This window comes from Chitinophaga sp. (assembly GCF_036569185.1).
GTDB lineage: Bacteria > Bacteroidota > Bacteroidia > Chitinophagales > Chitinophagaceae > Chitinophaga.
Genome location: NZ_DATCRD010000288.1, coordinates 1 through 18119 on the forward strand (window position 1 = coordinate 1; position 18119 = coordinate 18119).

The 18119-nt window shown below is 49.8% G+C and carries 18 protein-coding genes; 9 read left to right on the plus strand and 9 right to left on the minus strand.

The window, feature by feature from the left end; all coding sequences use genetic code 11:
* Nucleotides 1–185 (plus strand): hypothetical protein (locus VIM72_RS22325; RefSeq protein WP_332005034.1); only part of this gene is annotated, 185 nt, incomplete at its 5' end.
* Nucleotides 186–779: 594 nt separating this feature from the next.
* Here the strand turns inward: VIM72_RS22325 and VIM72_RS22330 are convergent.
* Nucleotides 780–923, minus strand: coding sequence for a hypothetical protein (locus VIM72_RS22330; protein WP_332005035.1), 144 nt, complete (start codon nt 921–923; stop codon nt 780–782).
* 16 nt (nt 924–939) lie between these two features.
* Here VIM72_RS22330 and VIM72_RS22335 point away from each other — a divergent pair, with 16 nt between their 5' ends.
* From VIM72_RS22335 to VIM72_RS22355, 5 genes are all read left to right on the plus strand, one after another.
* Nucleotides 940–2199, plus strand: a complete 1260-nt coding sequence (locus VIM72_RS22335; RefSeq protein WP_332005036.1) for a TlpA disulfide reductase family protein — start codon at nt 940–942, stop codon at nt 2197–2199.
* A gap of 80 nt (nt 2200–2279) precedes the next feature.
* Complete coding sequence (locus tag VIM72_RS22340) at nt 2280–2924, plus strand: YceI family protein (RefSeq protein WP_332005037.1); 645 nt, start codon at nt 2280–2282, stop codon at nt 2922–2924.
* 193 nt (nt 2925–3117) lie between these two features.
* The gene (locus VIM72_RS22345; protein WP_332005038.1) at nt 3118–4071 is read left to right on the plus strand and encodes a cytochrome-c peroxidase; all 954 of its coding nucleotides are present in this window, start codon (nt 3118–3120) and stop codon (nt 4069–4071) included.
* A gap of 21 nt (nt 4072–4092) precedes the next feature.
* Nucleotides 4093–6648, plus strand: a complete 2556-nt coding sequence (locus VIM72_RS22350) for a TonB-dependent receptor plug domain-containing protein (RefSeq protein WP_332005039.1) — start codon at nt 4093–4095, stop codon at nt 6646–6648.
* 18 nt (nt 6649–6666) lie between these two features.
* Nucleotides 6667–7461 (plus strand): DUF4397 domain-containing protein, encoded by a 795-nt coding sequence (locus VIM72_RS22355; RefSeq protein ID WP_332005040.1) that lies wholly within the window; start codon nt 6667–6669, stop codon nt 7459–7461.
* Between the two features lie 78 nt (nt 7462–7539).
* Here VIM72_RS22355 and VIM72_RS22360 read toward each other — a convergent pair whose 3' ends face one another.
* Nucleotides 7540–9441, minus strand: a complete 1902-nt coding sequence (locus VIM72_RS22360) for a TonB-dependent receptor plug domain-containing protein (protein WP_332005041.1) — start codon at nt 9439–9441, stop codon at nt 7540–7542.
* A gap of 55 nt (nt 9442–9496) precedes the next feature.
* Nucleotides 9497–9949, minus strand: a complete 453-nt coding sequence (locus VIM72_RS22365; RefSeq protein WP_332005042.1) for a GNAT family N-acetyltransferase — start codon at nt 9947–9949, stop codon at nt 9497–9499.
* Between the two features lie 128 nt (nt 9950–10077).
* Here VIM72_RS22365 and VIM72_RS22370 point away from each other — a divergent pair, with 128 nt between their 5' ends.
* On the plus strand, nt 10078–10215 hold the full coding sequence (locus VIM72_RS22370; RefSeq protein ID WP_332005043.1) for an alanyl-tRNA synthetase: 138 nt from the start codon (nt 10078–10080) through the stop codon (nt 10213–10215).
* Here VIM72_RS22370 and VIM72_RS22375 read toward each other — a convergent pair.
* From VIM72_RS22375 to VIM72_RS22395, 5 genes are all read right to left on the minus strand, one after another.
* Nucleotides 10212–10994: a PhzF family phenazine biosynthesis isomerase gene (locus VIM72_RS22375; RefSeq protein WP_332005044.1), complete on the minus strand. Its 783-nt coding sequence runs from the start codon at nt 10992–10994 to the stop codon at nt 10212–10214. The genes VIM72_RS22370 and VIM72_RS22375 overlap by 4 nt on opposite strands.
* 141 nt (nt 10995–11135) lie before the next feature.
* On the minus strand, nt 11136–11354 hold the full coding sequence (locus VIM72_RS22380; protein ID WP_142686783.1) for a CDGSH iron-sulfur domain-containing protein: 219 nt from the start codon (nt 11352–11354) through the stop codon (nt 11136–11138).
* Nucleotides 11355–11416: 62 nt separating this feature from the next.
* Entirely contained in the window at nt 11417–11797 is a 381-nt protein-coding gene (locus tag VIM72_RS22385; protein ID WP_332005045.1) for a VOC family protein, read from the minus strand.
* A gap of 154 nt (nt 11798–11951) precedes the next feature.
* Entirely contained in the window at nt 11952–13289 is a 1338-nt protein-coding gene (locus VIM72_RS22390; RefSeq protein WP_332005046.1) for an MBL fold metallo-hydrolase, read from the minus strand.
* 107 nt (nt 13290–13396) lie between these two features.
* A complete protein-coding gene (locus VIM72_RS22395) occupies nt 13397–14188 on the minus strand; it encodes a hypothetical protein (RefSeq protein ID WP_332005047.1) in 792 nt (263 codons plus the stop codon).
* Nucleotides 14189–14421: 233 nt separating this feature from the next.
* On the opposite strand from VIM72_RS22395, the gene VIM72_RS22400 reads away from it, so the two are divergent.
* Nucleotides 14422–15438 (plus strand): sensor histidine kinase, encoded by a 1017-nt coding sequence (locus tag VIM72_RS22400; RefSeq protein ID WP_332005048.1) that lies wholly within the window; start codon nt 14422–14424, stop codon nt 15436–15438.
* A complete protein-coding gene (locus VIM72_RS22405; protein ID WP_332005049.1) occupies nt 15435–16145 on the plus strand; it encodes a LytTR family DNA-binding domain-containing protein in 711 nt (236 codons plus the stop codon). Before VIM72_RS22400 ends, VIM72_RS22405 begins: the two co-directional genes overlap by 4 nt.
* Nucleotides 16146–16151: 6 nt before the next feature.
* Here the strand turns inward: VIM72_RS22405 and VIM72_RS22410 are convergent, their stop codons facing one another.
* Nucleotides 16152–18107, minus strand: coding sequence for a M1 family aminopeptidase (locus VIM72_RS22410; protein ID WP_332005050.1), 1956 nt, complete (start codon nt 18105–18107; stop codon nt 16152–16154).
* Nucleotides 18108–18119: the final 12 nt, after the last annotated feature.

Here is an 18119-nt window from a genome sequence, read left to right on the forward strand (position 1 = left end):
GGATTATGATGATTACATTGATTACGCTGATTTTATTTTTTTCTTATGGAGACAGTTGCTGTTGGGCCAATTTTGCCCAGGGGTTGGTGAATCCGGGCGGAGTTTGTCTGACTCAGGATTATGATGATTACATTGATTACGCTGATTTTATTTTTTTCTTATGGAGACGGTTGCTGTTGGGCTAATTTTGCCCAGGGGTTGGTGAATCCGGGCGGAGTTTGTCTGACTCGGGATTATGATGATTACATTGATTACGCTGATTTTATTTTTTTCTTATGCAGACGGTTGCTGTTGGGCTAGTTTTGCCCAGGGGTTGGTGTATCCGGGCGGAGTTTGTCTGACTCAGGATTATGATGATTACATTGATTACACTGATTTTATTTTTTTCTTATGGAGACGGTTGCTGTTAGGCTAATTTTACCCAAGGGGTTGGTGCAGATTGATTGATTTTATTTTGTTTTACGCCGATGATTACATTCTTTGAATGTCTTATACAAGTAGCTATAATCACTTCTTCATTAAATACCAAAAGATCCCCAATGAAAAAATAAATCAACATATTAATCATGCAATGATCCAAAACACCAAGCCCCATAATAACCATCTATATAAAAAAGAAATCCATAAATCTGCTCTCCCCCTTACATACCCTCAAACCTAATAGTAACCATCTTCATAAGAAAAAAATAAAATCAGCGTAATCAATGTAATCATCATAATCCTGAGTCAGACAAGCGCCGAAGGCGCCCGCTCGATTAGTCTACAAAATTTATAGACTTTTATTTGGAAATAATAAAACGCCACTTTATCTTTGTTTCACCACCACTGATAAAAGCCACCACTCCATCAGTTCCCACCACCAGTTTTATTTGTAACATTACCTCGTCGCCCCACCAGGACCGGCAACGTCTTGCATTATTCAATCAATAATATACAACCATGAAAACGCATAAGCACTTATTTCTAACCGGCCTGATGGTGGCAGGATTATTCAACGGCGCCAGCTCCTTCGCCGCACCCAAAAAACCATTTGTAAAACAAGGTATCTGGAGAGGCGTATTCACCCTCAGCGAATCACAGGTGCCCTTCAATTTTGAACTGAAAGGCAAAGATCCTGAGCACGCAGTTTTTACGCTGATCAACGGTTCCCGCCGCGACGACTTCCACGTGCAACGCATCGGCAACGACTCTTTATTTATAAAGATGAATACCTATGACGCCGCCCTGGTAGCCAAGATTGAATCCGACGGTAAAATTACCGGCGAATACCGCAGCCTTGTACCTAACTTCCGCGGCAACGCACTGCCGTTTACAGCGGAACACGGACAGTCCTACCGCTTTGCGGAACCAGGCACAGAAGCCGCGCCTGCCTATGATATCAGCGGTAAATGGGACCTGAAGATCTACAGCAAAGAACCGACCCCTAACCGCATCGGGCTCCTTAAACAAAACGGCAACAAACTCACTGGCGTGGTAATGTCTGTTGTGGGCGACAGCCGCGAACTGGAAGGCACCGTGCACGGCGATGAATTTGAACTGTCAGGCTTCACAGGCCCAAGCCCTATTTATATCAAAGGAAAAGTAAATGATGATAAATCCCTCACCGGGGAAATCAGCCTGGGCATCTACAATAACATCAAATTTGATGGTGAGAAAAATGCCGCCGCAGAATTGCCGGATCCCTATAAACTTACTTTCCTGAAAGAAGGCTATAAAAAACTGGACTTCACCCTGCCGGACCTCAATGGCAACAACGTTTCCCTGAGCGACGACAAATACAAGGGAAAAGTAGTGATCGTGGAAATCATTGGCACCTGGTGCCCTAATTGCACAGATCAAACCTCCTTTCTCTCCCCCTGGTTCAATAAAAACAAAGACCGCGGTGTAGAAGCCATCGCTATCGGCTTTGAACAGAAAGACGACCTCGAATACGCAAAGTATACCCTTGGCAAACTGAAAGAAAAATACAATATCCAATATGATATTCTTTTTGGCGGCATTGCTGATAAGAAAGTGGCGTCTGAAAAACTACCGGCGCTCAACCGCATGATGGCCTTCCCTACTACTATCATCATTGACCGCAAAGGCGAAGTACGGCAGATACATACGGGCTATACCGGCGAAGTAACCGGTCAGTATTACAAAGACTATGTAGCTAAATGGAACCAGGACCTGGATGCTTTGATTGCTGAAAACTAATTTTAACATTTATTTCCGGATCTCGTAAACGCTAATCCAACCGTCAACATTAAATTGCACCAAATTTAAACACACAACATATGCAACGATTAGCATCACTGCTCTTTATTGGAGGATCCATCTTCCTGATGTCTTTCACCTCACCTGCTACTGTCAACAAAGGAGAAAAACCAACCAAAGCTGCGGCAGCCAGGAAAGCAACTGTTTTCCTGGTAGACAGTAAAGAAAGCAAATTAAGCTGGACAGGTAAAAAAGTAACCGGTCAGCATGAAGGCACTATCAATATTGCCGATGGTAAACTGGAAGTAGAAAGTAACGTATTGAAAGGCGGCAGCTTTTCTCTCGATACCCGCAGCATCGTGGTAACCGATATCAAAGATGCAGGCGGCAACGCTAAATTACTGGGGCACCTGAAAAGCGAAGATTTCTTCGCAGTGGAGAAATTTCCCTCCGCTACCTTTGTAACTACCAGCGTAACTTCCAAAGGCGGTGGTAACTATGAAGTAACGGGCAACTTAACCATTAAAGGTATCACCAACCCGGTTACCTTCCCCGCTACTGTAACGGTTGCGGGCAGCAAGCTCACAGCCAAAGCAGCTATTAAAGTAGACCGTACCAAATACAATATTAAATACGGCTCTAAAAGCTTCTTTGAAGGTATCGGCGATAAAGCCATCTACGACGACTTCGACCTGGATGTAACACTCGTAGCCGCTGCCAGATAATTCGTTCTTGTTTATACTACCCCATTATATAATTCCTGGGGAGCACGGGCACTCCGGCCCATGCTCCCGGGAATGCCAATCCACCAACTATTACAGCCTCTTAACAGCCACCTTTCTTTAATCAACCAATTACTTTTTCTGCAACCCCCATGTTGCTGCCGGGCATTACATGCCATTTATAATTTTTACCACCATGAAGCTGAGAAAAATGATTTTCATTTTACTGGGAATACTGTGTGCATACACTATTATAGCCGGGTTTAAAACCAATGATCCGCCCACTAAAGCACAGCTGGGAGAAAAACTGTTCTTTGATCCCCTGTTGTCGAAAGACCGCAGCATCAGCTGCGCATCTTGTCATATCCCTCAATTTGGATTTGCAGATACCCTCGCCTTCAGCAACGGTATTCATCATACGCCCACCAAAAGGAATACGCCAGGCATTACCAATCTTTCCGGGCGCCCTAATTTTTTCTGGGATGGCCGCGCCGCTTCCCTGGAAGACCAGGCGCTGCAGCCCATCATCAACCCCGATGAAATGGGCCTGCCTATTGAAGAAGCGGTACAGCGCCTCAACGATAATGAAAGCTACAGGAGCTACTTCCAGCAACTGTTTAACAGTCCGCCAAACAGCAAAAACCTGCTGCAGGCCATCGCTGCATTTGAACGTACATTGGAAACCGCCAACAGCCCTTACGACCGGTACATTGCCGGCGATGATAACGCACTAACGCCATCGGCTATACGTGGACGCCTTCTTTTTATAGGTAAAGCCAATTGTAATAATTGTCATTCGGGAGAAGATTTTACTGCAGACCGTTTCAAGAACATCGGTCTTTATAACGGAACCACCCTTAGGGACGCGGGCCGCTTTGAAGCAACGAAAGACAGCTCCCACCGAGGTTTTTTCAAGGTGCCTGGCTTACGCAACGTAGCCGTTACCGCTCCGTATATGCATAACGGTATGTTCAAAACGCTGAAGGAAGTAATTGCCTATTACAATGAGCCCAACAACATTGTGCATGATGGTATCAACCGCGACCTGTCGCTCAGCAAACCGCTCAACCTCAGCAAAGAAGAAATGGAAGACCTGGAAGCATTCCTGGTAGCGCTTACCGACGACCGATTCAAACTAAAAGATCATTAACCATAAAAAATCAACCTGGGCATGAAAAAAATTATACTGCCGGTCATCTCTCCCCTGATGCTGCTCTCAGCAACACTTGCAGCACAGGACAAACACCTCACGGATACTACCAGCCAGCTGGGGGAAGTACAGATCGTGGGCAGCCGCAGCGCCAACCGTACCAAACTGAATTCGCCGGTACCTGTAGATATCATCGATATTAAGTCACTGCAGGAAGCAGCGCCGCAAACCAGCGTCACGCAACTGTTGCAATATGTATCCCCCTCCTTCCATTCCGTAAACGGCTCCAACGCCGGCGATGCGGGATCAGCCCTGAGCCTTGCACAACTGAAAGGTCTCGGCGTAGACCAGCTGCTGGTACTGGTAAATGGTAAACGCCGCCATAAAAGCTCCAATGTGAACTGGGGCGGACTGGGCAACGGCGCTACCGGGTACGATCTCAACTCCATTCCCGCCGGCGCTATAGAACGCATCGAAATACTGCGCGACGGCGCCGCCGCCCAATACGGCTCCGATGCCATCGCCGGCGTGATCAACATCGTACTGAAAAAACAAACGGATGATGTGATCGTATCCACTACCGGCAGCATCCGCCGCAGGGGCGACGGCGCCAGCACCCGCACCAATATTAACTACGGTATCAAAATAGGCGACCGCGGCGGCTACCTCAATGCCACCGCCGAATTTGCCACACAAGCTATTTCACTCCCTCCCGGCCGCGAGGACGCAGGGCTGTACAACGGCCCCATCTATGGCGGCGGCGCCAATACCCGTGGTTACGATAATATCTATACCAAAGAAATAGACGACGCCATCCTCGCCAGCAGGGGCATCGACCGCCACTACTTTGACCAGCGCGGCGGAGGTTCCAACAAAGCTAAAGACGCATTGCTGTTTTTTAATACAGCCATTCCCGTTAGTGACCATGCAGAGGTGTATGCCTTCGGCGGTATTAGTCACCGCAACTCCCAGTTTACCGCGGTATACCGCCTGCCAGGATGGACGGAGCGCAACAATACCGGTCTTTACCCCGATGGTTTCCTGCCCAACATGGACAACAGCATCACCGACAAATCCATTGCCATTGGCCTCAAAGCCAGGGCCGGCGAATGGAAGCTCGATATCTCCAATGTATACGGCAAAAATGATTTCGGCAATGTGATCAGCAACTCACTCAATGCCAGCCTGGGTCTTAAAAGCCCCACTACTTTTGATGCCGGCAAGTACAACGCCTCGCAAAACACCGCCAGCCTGGATATCAGCCGCTACTTCCCTTCCGTGCTGCATGGCCTCAATATCGCATTCGGCGCACAGTACCGCACGGAAACCTACCAGATCATTGCCGGTGAAGAAGCCTCCTACAGCAAAGCAGACCTCCGTCCCATTTATACGGTAGATACTTCCGTAAACGGTGTGCCTTACCTGGCGGACGGCGGCCTGCTGGCGCTGAATGGGCTTTCTCCCGGGTCACAGATCCATGCAGGGTTCCGCCCTTCGAATGAAGTGAATGTGAGTCGCGCTATAGTAGCCGGCTATGCGGATATAGAGCTTAATGTTACCGAAAAATGGCTGGTATCCGCCGCTCTCCGTGCGGAAAACTTCTCCGACTTTGGCAATGTTACCACCGGGAAAATAGCCACCCGCTATAGCTTCGCGCCCTGGCTGGGCATCCGTGGTTCCGCCAATACCGGCTTCCGTGCGCCCGACCTGGCACAGTTCTATTACACCGAAACCTCTACCAGCTTCCAGCAGGGCCGCGCCATCGACCAGGTTACTGCCTCCAATAAAAATGCAGCTACCAGGGCGCTTGGCATCCCTTCCCTCACGCCGGAGAAAAGCACGGGCTACACCGCCGGTATCACTTCCCAACCCACAAGAAACGTGGAACTGAGCGTTGACGCTTATTTTATAGACATCAAAAATCGTGTAGGCAATACCGGTAACTTCTCCGCTACTGATCCCAACCTGCCGGCAGACGTAAGGGCATTGCTGCTGCAAACAGGTACCACCCAGGCAAAGTTCTTTTACAACGCCTTCAGTACCCGCACAAAAGGAATTGAATTTACCGGCAGCTATAAAATTCCTCTGCGCCGCAACAGCCTGCAACTGCTGGCTGGCGGCAACTTTGTAAAGAACGAGGTAACGTCTGTAAATACGCCCAAAGGACTGGAGCAATACCAGTACGTCATCTTCAGCGAATCGGAAAAAGCAAGGGTAACTACCAATATACCGCAACAGAAAATAACGTTGCAGGCTATACTGAATACGCCCCGTTTTACCTTCCTGGCCCGCACCATTTATTTTGGCTCCGTTACTACCGCCTCCGCGCTCAATGCTAATTTCCCGCGGCCCGATTACTACTTCCAGGAGCTGAAGCCCATCTGGGTTACCGATTTCTCTGTAGGATACCGTATCAGCAAAGCCGTACAGGTAACCGCCGGCGTAAATAATGCGTTCAATGTACTGGGCGACTATACCGATAAAGTCATCGCGGGGCTACGCAATCCATCTGTAGTAGGCATCCAGAACGGCAGCGCAGGCATCCAGCCATTTGTAAGGTTATACGCGCGTTTCTAACCGATTAAAAAAACTATCATGAAAAATAATAACCTCTTCCTTATAGGTAGCTTAGCCATACTGGTTTTCAGCGCCTGCAACAAAGCGGATTACCTGGATGTTAACGCAGGCGACCGTCCTCCACTCTCTGCCAGTATCCGTTTTGTAAATGCCCGCATTCCCGCCACCGGTATCCAGTTCTGGACGTTTACACAAAAAGTAACTACCGATGCCGTGCTGCCCGGCGCCGCATCGCCTTATGTGCCTACTACCTTCGGGAACGTACAGATCAACTTCACAGAAGGCAGCGGCACTTCCTACAAAGCCTCCAGGCAATTTGGCAACAGCGCCACCTATTCGGCAACAGGTGGCCCTAACGGCCCTATTGCCGGATACCACCATACTGTATTTGCCGCATCTGCTAAATACAACACCGGCAAAGACACCCTCATTCTTTTTTATGACGATCTCTCTGCCCCGCCTTCCGGCAAGGCCAAGCTCAGGTTTGTGCACCTGGCGCAGGGCATCGGCGGAGTAAACGTGAAGCTGAAACAAAACAATGCAGAAAGCGCCCTGTTCAGCGCTATTCCTTATGGAAGCGCTGGTGGCAGTAATCTCCAGGGAACCGCATACGAGAGCGCGCCCTTTACTAACGTAAACGCAGGTACGATTTCATTGATCGTAAGCGCAGGGGAAAATGCAACGCCTGTTACTATTGAGCAGCAGGGGCTGACAAACATCACCCTTGAAGCAGGAAAAATATATACAGTATTTATCCGTGCCGACAGCAAAGGGGGTGTTAGCGCAGGCATCCTTTCTACCGGCGGTTTATAAAGGTTAGCAATTGGTGGTTTGTAATAAAAAAGCAGCGGACGTATTTGTCCGCTGCTTTTACTTTTTTATAAGCTGCTGTTAAAAGCTCACTTTACCGCCTACTGTGATCCATCGGCCAGGCATGGGCACTGCGCCGGCTTCCACATAGGTTACGTCGAGCAGGTTGGTAGCATCTGCATACACCTGGTAACGGGGTTGCCTATACGCAATACGGGCATCTAACAGGGTATAGTCTTTGTAATTAACACGCATACAATAACGAGCTGCCGCGGAAACACTGAAGTGACGGGCTATATCTGTACGTACATTGGCAGTGAACTGGTGCCGCAGGCTTTCGATCACATACCTTGAAATTTTCGTGGTGATGGCGTCTCCTTTAAACGAAGGAGAAAGATAGTTGTACCCGGCATTTACGCCAAAACCGTTAAACAGCGAACCATCGCTGAAAACAGTGTTGTAGCCGCTGTTCAACGAAAAACCGGTCATATCCGCCCGCTGGAAATTCTGCGGTTGCCAGGGAACTTTTGCCGGATCTACCCCGCCGGCGGTATCTTTTACGAAGTCAATAAAATTGCTGACCTGCCGGTAAAATACAGATCCTGAGAAAGAGAATTTGCCGCTGAACTTCCGTATACCCGCTTCTGCAAAAGATGCCTTCTCCGGTCCCAGGTTTTCATTGCCGGTAATACCGCCTCCTTTATAGTAAAGGTCCGTGTAAGTAGGCAAACGCTGGGCGGTACCTGCGTTGGCAAAGAGCTTTATGTGGGGCGTAATATTAAAGCCTATATCTGCACCGGGAAAGAATTGCCAGCCGTATACCGTGTTGTAATTAAGATAACCGCCTACGGTAAAGCTGAACCGGCGGTCGGCCAAAGATTTATACTCCCCGAACAGGCCCAGGTTGGTACGGTCGTGGTTACCGAGGTTAGAGCTTTTAATATGCTCATAACGCCCTTCCAGGCCGGCCCCAAAGGTACCGATGGCAGTGGTAAACGTATTATTCAGCTCTGCATCGAACACATGGGTATTATGAAGATTCCTGAATTTATCGGGTTTTATGTAGATGTAATCATCTTTGGTGTAGCGGTAGCTTACCCGCGGCGTCATCACCCAGTTGGGGTTAATGCGGGAGGTATTGCTTACGGCGGCGAAGAGGGTTTTCACGGTTTCCTCTGCATTCAGATCCCCGGGAGCGGCGTAAAAACCATTGGCCCCATAGCCGTTATTGACGAAACCGGCCATCACATTGTATTGATGAAGGGTATCACGGCTAAAGGCGGCCTGGTAAAATGCGCGGTAGTTATCGTAAGCGGTGTTGTAGCGGTAGCCGTTGCCCTGGTTACGACTGGCGGAAAGCGACTGGCTTACGCCATTCTTTACCAGCGCACCGGTGGCTCCAATGCTGTATGCGCCGTATAAATTATTGTTTTCGTTCTTTTTAAAACTGCTGCCCCCGCTGCCGCTGATACTCACCCCGCTCTCAGTGGCTTTACGGGTTACGATATTAATAGCGCCATTCAGTGCATTGATCCCGTAAACACGGGCCGCAGCGCCTCTCAGCACTTCTATATGGTCTACATCCGCCAGGGAAACAGGCAGGTTCATGATATTATGGCCGGTTTGCGGATCGGTGATCTTTACACCGTTCAGCAACACCAGGGTCTGGTCAAAAGTGCCCCCGTCGATACCAATATCCGCCTGGATACCGCCCGGGCCCCGCTGCCGTACATCCAGTCCGGGTACATGAGCCAGTACTTCTGTTATAGACGATACCGGCATCGCTTCTATCTGCCGGCGGGTAATGATGGTAATGTTCCGGTTCACCGCCTTTACAGGCGCTGCCAGCCTGTTTTCCTGCACAATCACTTCATCCAGGTGGCGGGTGATTAGCACAGTGTCGGCCTGCTGCGCAGTGGCGCTGCCACAAAGGCCCAGGAACAGGGATATCAGTAATTTGTTATTCGGTACTGCTACGCGCATCTCTCAAAATGATTGCTAAAAGAGCGCAAAAGTACGCATTAAATCATTTATCCCATCAGCTAAGGGTATTCTGCAGGGATAACCAGGTGGCGCGGTCCATTTCAAACCTCAGCTCCCCGTTCTTCATCAGCCCTGCATTTTTCCAGCCGCTGCGGGTGTAAAAATATTCCGCCCGGGTGCCCGGGGCAGTGCCCAGCCAAAGCGGCCCCGGGTAAGTGGAGAAGTACCAGCTGAGCATAAGACGCTGCAACTCCCGGCCAATTCCCCGGGCCTCCGTATGCGGATCCACGAACAAGGCCCAGATATTATGTGAGCCGGTATCCACAATGGCGAATCCCACAATAAGCCCGGCCGATTCACACAGCCATCCCTTGCCACTGATGGTAAGATATTGTACATAATCAGCCGTGGTAACCAGCCCCGGGTTATTCAGCACATTTTCTTTCACAGCAGCGCGGACGCGCTGCAAACCAGGGATATCGGCAATTGTTGCTTCTCTGAAGATCATATGCGGATGGGGTAAATACGTGAACGGATATACGTAACTGCCAGCGGTAATAAATTTTAACCGGCGGAATATATTCGCCCGGTTAAGATACATTTATCTCCACAAAAAAACTTTAATTTTGTGATGCTATGTCACCAGATAACAACAGGAAAGCAAAGATCCTCAAATGGATAAAAAAGCTCGGCTTCTGGGGCTTTCTTTTCTTTCTTATAAAGGGCCTGCTGTGGCTGGCCCTGGGTTACTGGGGCGCCTCTCTGTTCCGTTAAAAACGGAACACGCCATCTATCACCGTCACGGCTTCTCCTTTCAGCAATACACGATCCCCATCCAGTATCACTTTCAACTCTCCTCCCCGGGGCGATGCCTGGTAAGCAAAGAACTCGTTTTTATGTAATCTTGCCGCCCAGTAAGTAGCTAAACTGCAATGTGCAGAACCGGTTACAGGGTCTTCATCAACGCCTATCGGTGTGGCAAAATAGCGGGAAATAAAATCGTATGGTCCTTCCGCTGCGCCTTTCCCGGTAAGCACCAGCCGGTACGGCGCCAGGAGGTTCCTGTCGGGCACAAAACCGGCCACGGCGGCTCCTGTTGGCAGCTCTATGATGTAGCGGTCTACGCTGAAAGCTACATCAATGGCATCGGTAAACAGTTTGCGCAGGTCGTCGGGCATGGCTGCCCTGCTGCATTCCCGGGCCGGGAAGTTGAGCGTGATCCACCCGTTTTGCCGGCTGGCGGTTAGCACGCCGCTCAGCGTGGTAAAGGAAATGGTAGCATCCGGGGCCACCAGCCCGGCTTCCCATAACACGTGCGCGCTGGCCAGTGTAGCATGCCCGCAAAGCGTCATTTCTACTTTTGGTGAAAACCAGCGCAGGTGGTAACCATTTTCCTGTGGCAGCAGGAATGCCGTTTCCGCCAGGTTATTTTCCGCCGCGATGGATTTCAATACCTCATCGCCGGGCATCTGCTCCAGGAGGCACACGCCTGCCTGGTTTCCTTTAAATGGGCTTCTGGTAAAAGCATCTACCTGAAAAAATCTTACTTCCATATGTTGTTACAAATTGCAGCACAAAAATGCAGCGAATTATTTTCTAAAAACAGATGCAATTTTGATTATTTCGACCATATCAGATACCAAAAGGCTTCATGCAGTTACCTGCATGAAGCCTTTAAAACGGTGTTGATTTTACTACTTTTTCGGAGGGAGCGCAAATGCCACGGCATCATGCTCAAAGTGACCTTTGTGGGAGCCATCGCAGAACGGTTTGTTGGCAGAAAGCCCGCAACGGCAGATACCAACTGCTTCCCGGCCGCCCAGGTCGTACTTGTTCCCGTTCTTATCCACGATCTCAAATTCACCTTCTATTCTCAGTGAACCATTGTTGTTTACAGTAATTTTTGTAGCCATAAATCTTCCTTATTTGAGCGGCAAAAGTAGGGAAAACAAATGGCTATTGTGTTAACAACACTTTACCGTTGTTCTATCACGGAAAGGATGTTGCCTGCGGGATCGGCAAACCATGCAATGACGGGGCCGCCTCCGCGGAAAATGCCTTTCTCATCTGTTTTAAGCTCGCCTTCATAATGCTGGAACTGTACGCCCTTTGCGGTGAGCTTGTCTACCGCTTCTTCCACGTTGCTTACCGGGAAGTTCAGCACGGTAAACGTGGCGGGCGTATGATTGGGCTTTTCATAGATCATCACCGATGGCTCGCCTGCAATCTTTAACGTAAGCACCGGCTCCGTTGCACTGGCTTCCGCTTCTATGCCCAATGTTTGCTGGTAAAATTGTTTTGCCTGCTGCAGATCATTTACTGAGAAACTGCTGAATGCTTTTGTGTTCCCAAACATAATAACTGGTTTTTCCGGGTGAAGAATAATTTCCTGTTGCGATGAAACAAGGCACAGCGGCCTGCTCCATTGAAATACCTGTTATGTAAATGTACTATCATCCGCCTGTAATCACGGGGGGTAAACAAGGCAAATTAAGGGGGTATTACGACAACTATTGCAGAAATCTTTTTACTGCTTCTCCCAGGTCGTATACGGGCACTTTATCTTTCAAAGCATCAGCTACAATGCTGCTGCCCGCTGCGCTCCGGTAGCCGCCGGCGCAATGCACCACCACCGGCTTATCTGCCGGAATTTCGGATACCCGTTCCCGTAGCTGGTCGAGCGGAATAGCGATCGCATCACTAAATACCGGCTCATCGTTTATTTCAGAAGCCATCCTGACGTCTATAATCGTATAATGCTCCGGGTGCTCCCTGAAATCCGCCAGCGGCAATGGCGCCATGGTTACAGTGCCTTTCGTGTAAACAACCGCTGCTTTGATATATGGCTCATAGCCGATTTTAGCCGTTTTACGGATCACTTCCCATAATTCCGTTTCGTTCTCCGCCAGCAAGTAATAAGGCGTTCGGGGCGCAACAATACTTCCCAGCCAGGTTTCAAATTTGCCTCCATTCTGCAGGTTAATGGCATGGGGTAAATGACCTTGTTTAAAAACGGATTGGGGCCTGGTGTCTATGACAATCATATTTTCTTCTTCCGGTATTGCTGCTGTTATCTTCACCTTATCCAGCGAGGGTTGCAGGTCCGGCGCGCCTTCACGGTTCACACTTACATCGTAAGGAAAGTACTTCGGGATAAACGGTTGCTGCGCCAGCAATGCGGTCACAAACTCCGGCTCACTGAGCGGTTGCAGGCTCCAGTTGCTGACCTTTTCCACACCGATCGTGCTGCTGTCGGCATCGCCGAGCGATTTACCGCATAAAGTTCCTGCACCGTGACCAGGGTATACCAGTACATCATCTTCCAGCACCATCAGCTTTTCGCGCAGGGAATGATACATCTGTTTTGCCAGTTCATTACGACTGGCCGTTAGGTTGCCGGTATGCTCCCTGAGGTCCGGCCGGCCACAATCGCCCACAAACAGGGTATCGCCTGTAAACACCGCCCGTGGCTCGCCTCCATATATCAGCACCACGCTGATACTGTCCGGCGAATGCCCCGGCGTATTCAATGCTTTGAGCACAATATCCCCCAGCATTATCCGCATCCCGTCATCAAAAGCTACATGCGGGTAAGCGGCGCCGGTACGTTTGGAACAATAAACAGTAGCGCCCGTAACACGATGCAGCTCCAGGTGGCCGCTCACAAAATCCGCATGCGGATGGGTTTCAATAATACCTGTGATCTTTGCATGCAGCCCCTTTGCATATTCCAGGTAAGGGCTGATATCACGGCCCGGATCTATCACGATGATCTCATGGGCCTTTTCACTGTAAATGGCATAAGCATACTGCGCCAGTCCCTTATCTTCAAATTGTTGAATATCCATGACTGTTTTACTTTCTATGGAAGTTACAACAAACGGGATAACCAGTTGTTTGCTTTCGGGAGATAAAAAAACGCCCCGGGGATACCGGGGCGCAGGTGATGCAACATTTACAGTTTTGTAAAACGCGGCCCCAGGTGGGGCGCCAGCCCTGGCAGTTTTACCTTGTACCGGTAATAGCCACCAAAGAAATCCTCTTCTTTCAACAGCTCATGCCCGGTTTTACTGATCCAGAAGGTTTGTGTATAATGCCCCCGGGGCGAGTCTCCTTCGGTGAACAACTTCCAGCAGTCCACCGCCTGGTGGTTTAAAGTTTGCAGCATTTCACTGCCCGTTACTTTATATGTTACATAAGCCGGTGGCTCGAGGCCCGCGTCATAAAAGCGGATCACAAAGGTTTTCCCGGCCTTTAAAGGCAACATCTCAAAGGTTTCAATATCAAGGTTCCAGTTGTAATTAGGTCTGTCAAAAACCAGCTTAAAATCTGCTGCTTTATTATTCACGGTGGCAGTATCGCCGCTGATCCCATCAGTAGCCCAGCGATAGGCTTTCTGTTCCCCGCCTCTTGTTTCAGCATGGTACAACGGCGAGAAATCGGCCACGCTGTTATAGGAGTAGCTTGTAAGATAACGGGCGGTGTCACTCCCATACCAATGCTGTGTGATACGGAACACTGGTTGATGATCATGGTTGGTTTTTTCTATTTCCCGGACCCACAGGCTCAGATCAAGCCAGTTGCTGCGTGCAGGCAGCTGGAAATAAACCAGGTATTGTTTCACACCGGGTTCCAGGAAAGCAGTATTCAGCCGGAGATGTTGCTGATCAATGGTGTCGGTTTGCGCAAAAGCAGGCAGCATGGCCATTAGCAGTACAGCAAGGGTCAGGTAGCGTTTGGGTTGCATATTGATAAAGTGGTTTAAAGTGATCGGATCAGCAAAGATTTCCTGTTCCCTGCTATCCGGAAAATGATTTCAATCACCTCCCCTCTCTTTTTAATCATCTGCCTGTTTGTTCCTGTGAAGATGGAATCCGGCATCTGTTGAAACAACCTGTCCAACGGTTGAATTTTTGCCGGCATTTATTGAATAATACAGCGTCACCTGCGGACGAGTACAAAACCTTCGTAAATTGGGGCATGCAACTGATAAACCGTATGACGACAGCCACTAAAGTGCAATGGATACTCTGGGTGGTTGTTTTTTTAATGATGTTCTTTACTATGCTGCCGGAAGATAGCTTCTGGCAGGCCGCTGTTTTTTCATTGCTCAACGCCCTCTTTTATGCCCTGGTGATTTACGGCAATATCAGCTGGCTGTATCCCCGGTTTTACCTGAAAGGGCGTATATGGATATACGTTATTACGGTGGCGTTGTTCCTGCTGGCGGCAGGACTGGCCAGGGGCTTCCTCCTCACCTGGATCTACAACACCTGGTTCGCCCCCCGCCCTGAGCCCATTACCACTGATATAATACTCCGTTACCTCACAGGCATTCCGCTCCTGTTCCTGATGAGCTTTATCCTGAGAATGGCGATCGTTTATTTTGAGCTGAAGGCGCAGGCAGCCGCACTGGTAATACAGAATACAAAAACGGAGCTCAATCTTCTTAAATCACAGGTGCAGCCCCATTTCCTGTTTAATACGCTGAACAACATTTATTACGAAGCCTACCGGGAAGCGCCGCGTACTGCCGCCCTGATAGAAAGGCTGTCGGATATTATGCGGTATTTTGTGGATGAAAGCCCGAAGGACCAGGTAGACATCTCCACGGAAATAAAGTTCCTGGAAAATTATATCGCCCTGGAGCGTATCCGCATCAGGCATGGCATCGACCTGCAATTTACCAGTGAAGTGCCGGGTGGGTGCAGTATTCCACCGATGCTGCTGATGACTTTTGTAGAAAATATTTTCAAACATGGGATCGATAAAACCAGTATGCAGAACCATATTGATATTTCGCTGGTGAAACAGGAAAACACCCTGCTTTTCACTACACGGAACAGTTTACCGGAGCAACCGGTACATAAGCATCCGGGGGGATCGGGGATCGACAACCTCCGGAAACGCCTTACCCTGCTGTATGGCAGCAACTTCACGCTGCAAACCGGCAGGTCAGGCAATTACTTCACCGCATTACTATCCGTTCCGTTATGAGCCTGAAATGTATCATTGTTGACGATGAGCCCAACGCGGTAAACCTGCTGGAACTGCATATCCGGCAAACGACGGACTGGCAACTGCTGGCCAAATGCTACGACGCACTGGAAGCGCTGAACTTCCTGAAAAATAACAAAGCCGACCTGGTTTTCCTTGATATCAATATGCCCCGGCTGGATGGCATGGAACTGGCTGCCCTGCTGCCACCGGAAACAAAAATTGTGTTCACCACCGCGTATACGGAATACGCCGCTGCCAGTTATAATTTCCAGACGATCGACTACCTGCTCAAACCCATTACACTCAAGCGTTTCCTGGCTGCCCGGCAGAAAATAGAAACAACGTTTATGCATTCCCGTGCACAGGAGGTCACTGTTCCGGAATCATCTCCCGGTTATTATTTTATAAAAACCGGTAAAACGCTGCAACAGGTGAAACTCTCTGAGTTGCTGTACTTTGAAGGAGAGAAAGAATACGTGCGGGTAGTAACGGTGCGGGAAGCCATACTGGTATACAAGCGCCTGAAAGATATCGCGGAACAGCTGTCGCCTCCATTTATCAGGGTGCACAATTCCTATATTGTGAACACCACCCAAATCGATAAGATCCAGGACAATCACCTGTTCATTGCCGGCAAACGGATTCCGCTGAGTGAAAAGTTCAGGCCGGCATTTATGGAACTGATCCGGCAGCGCTTTTTATAGCGCCCGTTACGGGGTTTTCGCCACTACAGACGATAACAGCGCTGCTACTTTTTCGGCCATCCCTTCTGACTGATTTCCTGCATCGGCCTTCACAGCATTGGTCGCCGCCCACCGCATCAGCGCATCATCATGCTGCGCGGCTGCCAGCTGAGCAATCCGGTAATAAGTATAGGCCAGCAGGTCCGGCGCACGCGATACACATTGCAAAGCGCGCTGATAATATGCCAGGGCCTCTTTGTCCTTATGCTGCATAGCGGCAATACGGCCCATCTGGTATAACAACGTATATTCGACCCCGTAGTGATCGTCCGGGAACCCTTCTTCCAGGTACGACTGTGCCAGCTGCATTGCTTCATCATTTTTCTGCTGCCTGCGCAGGTTCAGCACCTTCACTACTTTAGCCTGGGCAAGCGCCGCTGGTGTCAGCGCTTCATCCCAGTGCAGCACTTTAAAATAAGGATCTACCTGTACGTTTGTTACCGTTCCCTTTACCGGCAGTTGTAAGCGGTTGTTGCGGTCACCGATATTGATGTGCTGCAGCGTTGTGGTTCCGTTGCTGTACGTGATCAGCACTTCCAGCGGAAGCTGGTAGATACTGTCTTTTTGCGTGATGCTGAGCTGCAGCTTATCCTGCTGTTGTTCCCAGCTGCTTTGCCAGGAAGGAGCCCCGGTGCGCTCAAACCACTGCCGGTAAAACCATTGCAGGCTGCTGCCATGCGCCTTCTCTACTTCCGCCTGGAAATTTTCCCAGCTAACGCCATTGCTGCTGTATTGATCGCCGATAGTGCGCAGCGCTTTATGGAAAGCCTGTTTGCCCACAATCGCAGACAACAGCTCCAGGGCAAGAAAGCCTTTGCTGTCGCCTATCGTATGCCCATTGTTGCCGGTGAGCGCCACCAACGGTTCATCATTGCCCGCCGCTGCATTCTGGAGATAGCCAAGTCCGCACTGGTCGCTGATATAACCCGGATAACCCGTACGCCTGTACGTCATCGCATGAGCGCTGTCGAAATGGCTCACTACCTGCAAAGAACCGTATTGGGCCAGTCCTTCCGACAGCATAGACTCTCCTTTGCTACCGGCAGCCAATACCTTGTTGCCCCACCACTGGTGCCCTATTTCATGACCAAAGAGCGCGTAGTTGAACTGGCGCAACGCCCCGGTAGGCATAGCCACTCCACCTAAGATACTGGCGCCGCCGATACCGGTTATCTCCGCTACGTAATCAGGATATTCAATGATAGAAAAGTTGGGAATGTTCAGGGGTCCGAACTGGGAAGACAGGTAATCCAGCACTGCAGCGGATTTGCGGCTCAGGTCAATTCCATCCACTCCCTTGCTCAGGCTGTAAGTATAAAAGGACCGTTGCGCTTTGTACTCCTGCCGTGTGTACCGGCCAATATAAAGGGAGAAGATATCCGGCTGTGCATAATGAAAAGTATAAGTATTGCCCCTGGCGGTAACCGTGCTGGAAGCCATCACTGGCATCATCCCTGCGGATGTGGTAACGGTGATAACCCCGGTACCGCGGGTATGATTACCTGCGCCATCGGTCACCTGCGGGTACCATGCAGCGCCATAACCGCCTGCCATACAAAAGGTACTATCCAGGTAAAACTGGAAGGCCGGTGCGCCGCCCCGTTCATAGGCGAAGGTGAAATGTAAAGGCGTACCTGCCGGCAGCGGAGAACGGAAGTGCCAGCGGTAAATGATATCGCCGGTAGATTTACGGATGGTATCCATTACGGCTGCAATGCCCTGTAGCTGCAGCGTTGCCGGGCCTGCGCCCTGGCTGATCACAATATCTACTGAGTCGGCCGCAGCGGCTTCTGTATCAAAAGTAAATCCGCCCTGCACAAAAAATGATTGCTTTGCCGGGTTGGTGGTAACCTGCAGCCGGTAATCGAGTTTACGCTGGGCTGGTAACAATGCCGGTACTAACAGATATAAAAGAACGATCAAACGGCGCATACT

Coding starts and splice junctions, on each gene's coding strand:
- VIM72_RS22335 (WP_332005036.1), top strand. CDS start 940: ATGAAAACGCATAAGCACTTATTTCTAACCGGCCTGATGGTGGCAGGA.
- VIM72_RS22340 (WP_332005037.1), top strand. CDS start 2,280: ATGCAACGATTAGCATCACTGCTCTTTATTGGAGGATCCATCTTCCTG.
- VIM72_RS22345 (WP_332005038.1), top strand. CDS start 3,118: ATGAAGCTGAGAAAAATGATTTTCATTTTACTGGGAATACTGTGTGCA.
- VIM72_RS22350 (WP_332005039.1), top strand. CDS start 4,093: ATGAAAAAAATTATACTGCCGGTCATCTCTCCCCTGATGCTGCTCTCA.
- VIM72_RS22355 (WP_332005040.1), top strand. CDS start 6,667: ATGAAAAATAATAACCTCTTCCTTATAGGTAGCTTAGCCATACTGGTT.
- VIM72_RS22360 (WP_332005041.1), bottom strand. CDS start 9,441: ATGCGCGTAGCAGTACCGAATAACAAATTACTGATATCCCTGTTCCTG.
- VIM72_RS22365 (WP_332005042.1), bottom strand. CDS start 9,949: ATGATCTTCAGAGAAGCAACAATTGCCGATATCCCTGGTTTGCAGCGC.
- VIM72_RS22370 (WP_332005043.1), top strand. CDS start 10,078: ATGTCACCAGATAACAACAGGAAAGCAAAGATCCTCAAATGGATAAAA.
- VIM72_RS22375 (WP_332005044.1), bottom strand. CDS start 10,994: ATGGAAGTAAGATTTTTTCAGGTAGATGCTTTTACCAGAAGCCCATTT.
- VIM72_RS22380 (WP_142686783.1), bottom strand. CDS start 11,354: ATGGCTACAAAAATTACTGTAAACAACAATGGTTCACTGAGAATAGAA.
- VIM72_RS22385 (WP_332005045.1), bottom strand. CDS start 11,797: ATGTTTGGGAACACAAAAGCATTCAGCAGTTTCTCAGTAAATGATCTG.
- VIM72_RS22390 (WP_332005046.1), bottom strand. CDS start 13,289: ATGGATATTCAACAATTTGAAGATAAGGGACTGGCGCAGTATGCTTAT.
- VIM72_RS22395 (WP_332005047.1), bottom strand. CDS start 14,188: ATGCAACCCAAACGCTACCTGACCCTTGCTGTACTGCTAATGGCCATG.
- VIM72_RS22400 (WP_332005048.1), top strand. CDS start 14,422: ATGCAACTGATAAACCGTATGACGACAGCCACTAAAGTGCAATGGATA.
- VIM72_RS22405 (WP_332005049.1), top strand. CDS start 15,435: ATGAGCCTGAAATGTATCATTGTTGACGATGAGCCCAACGCGGTAAAC.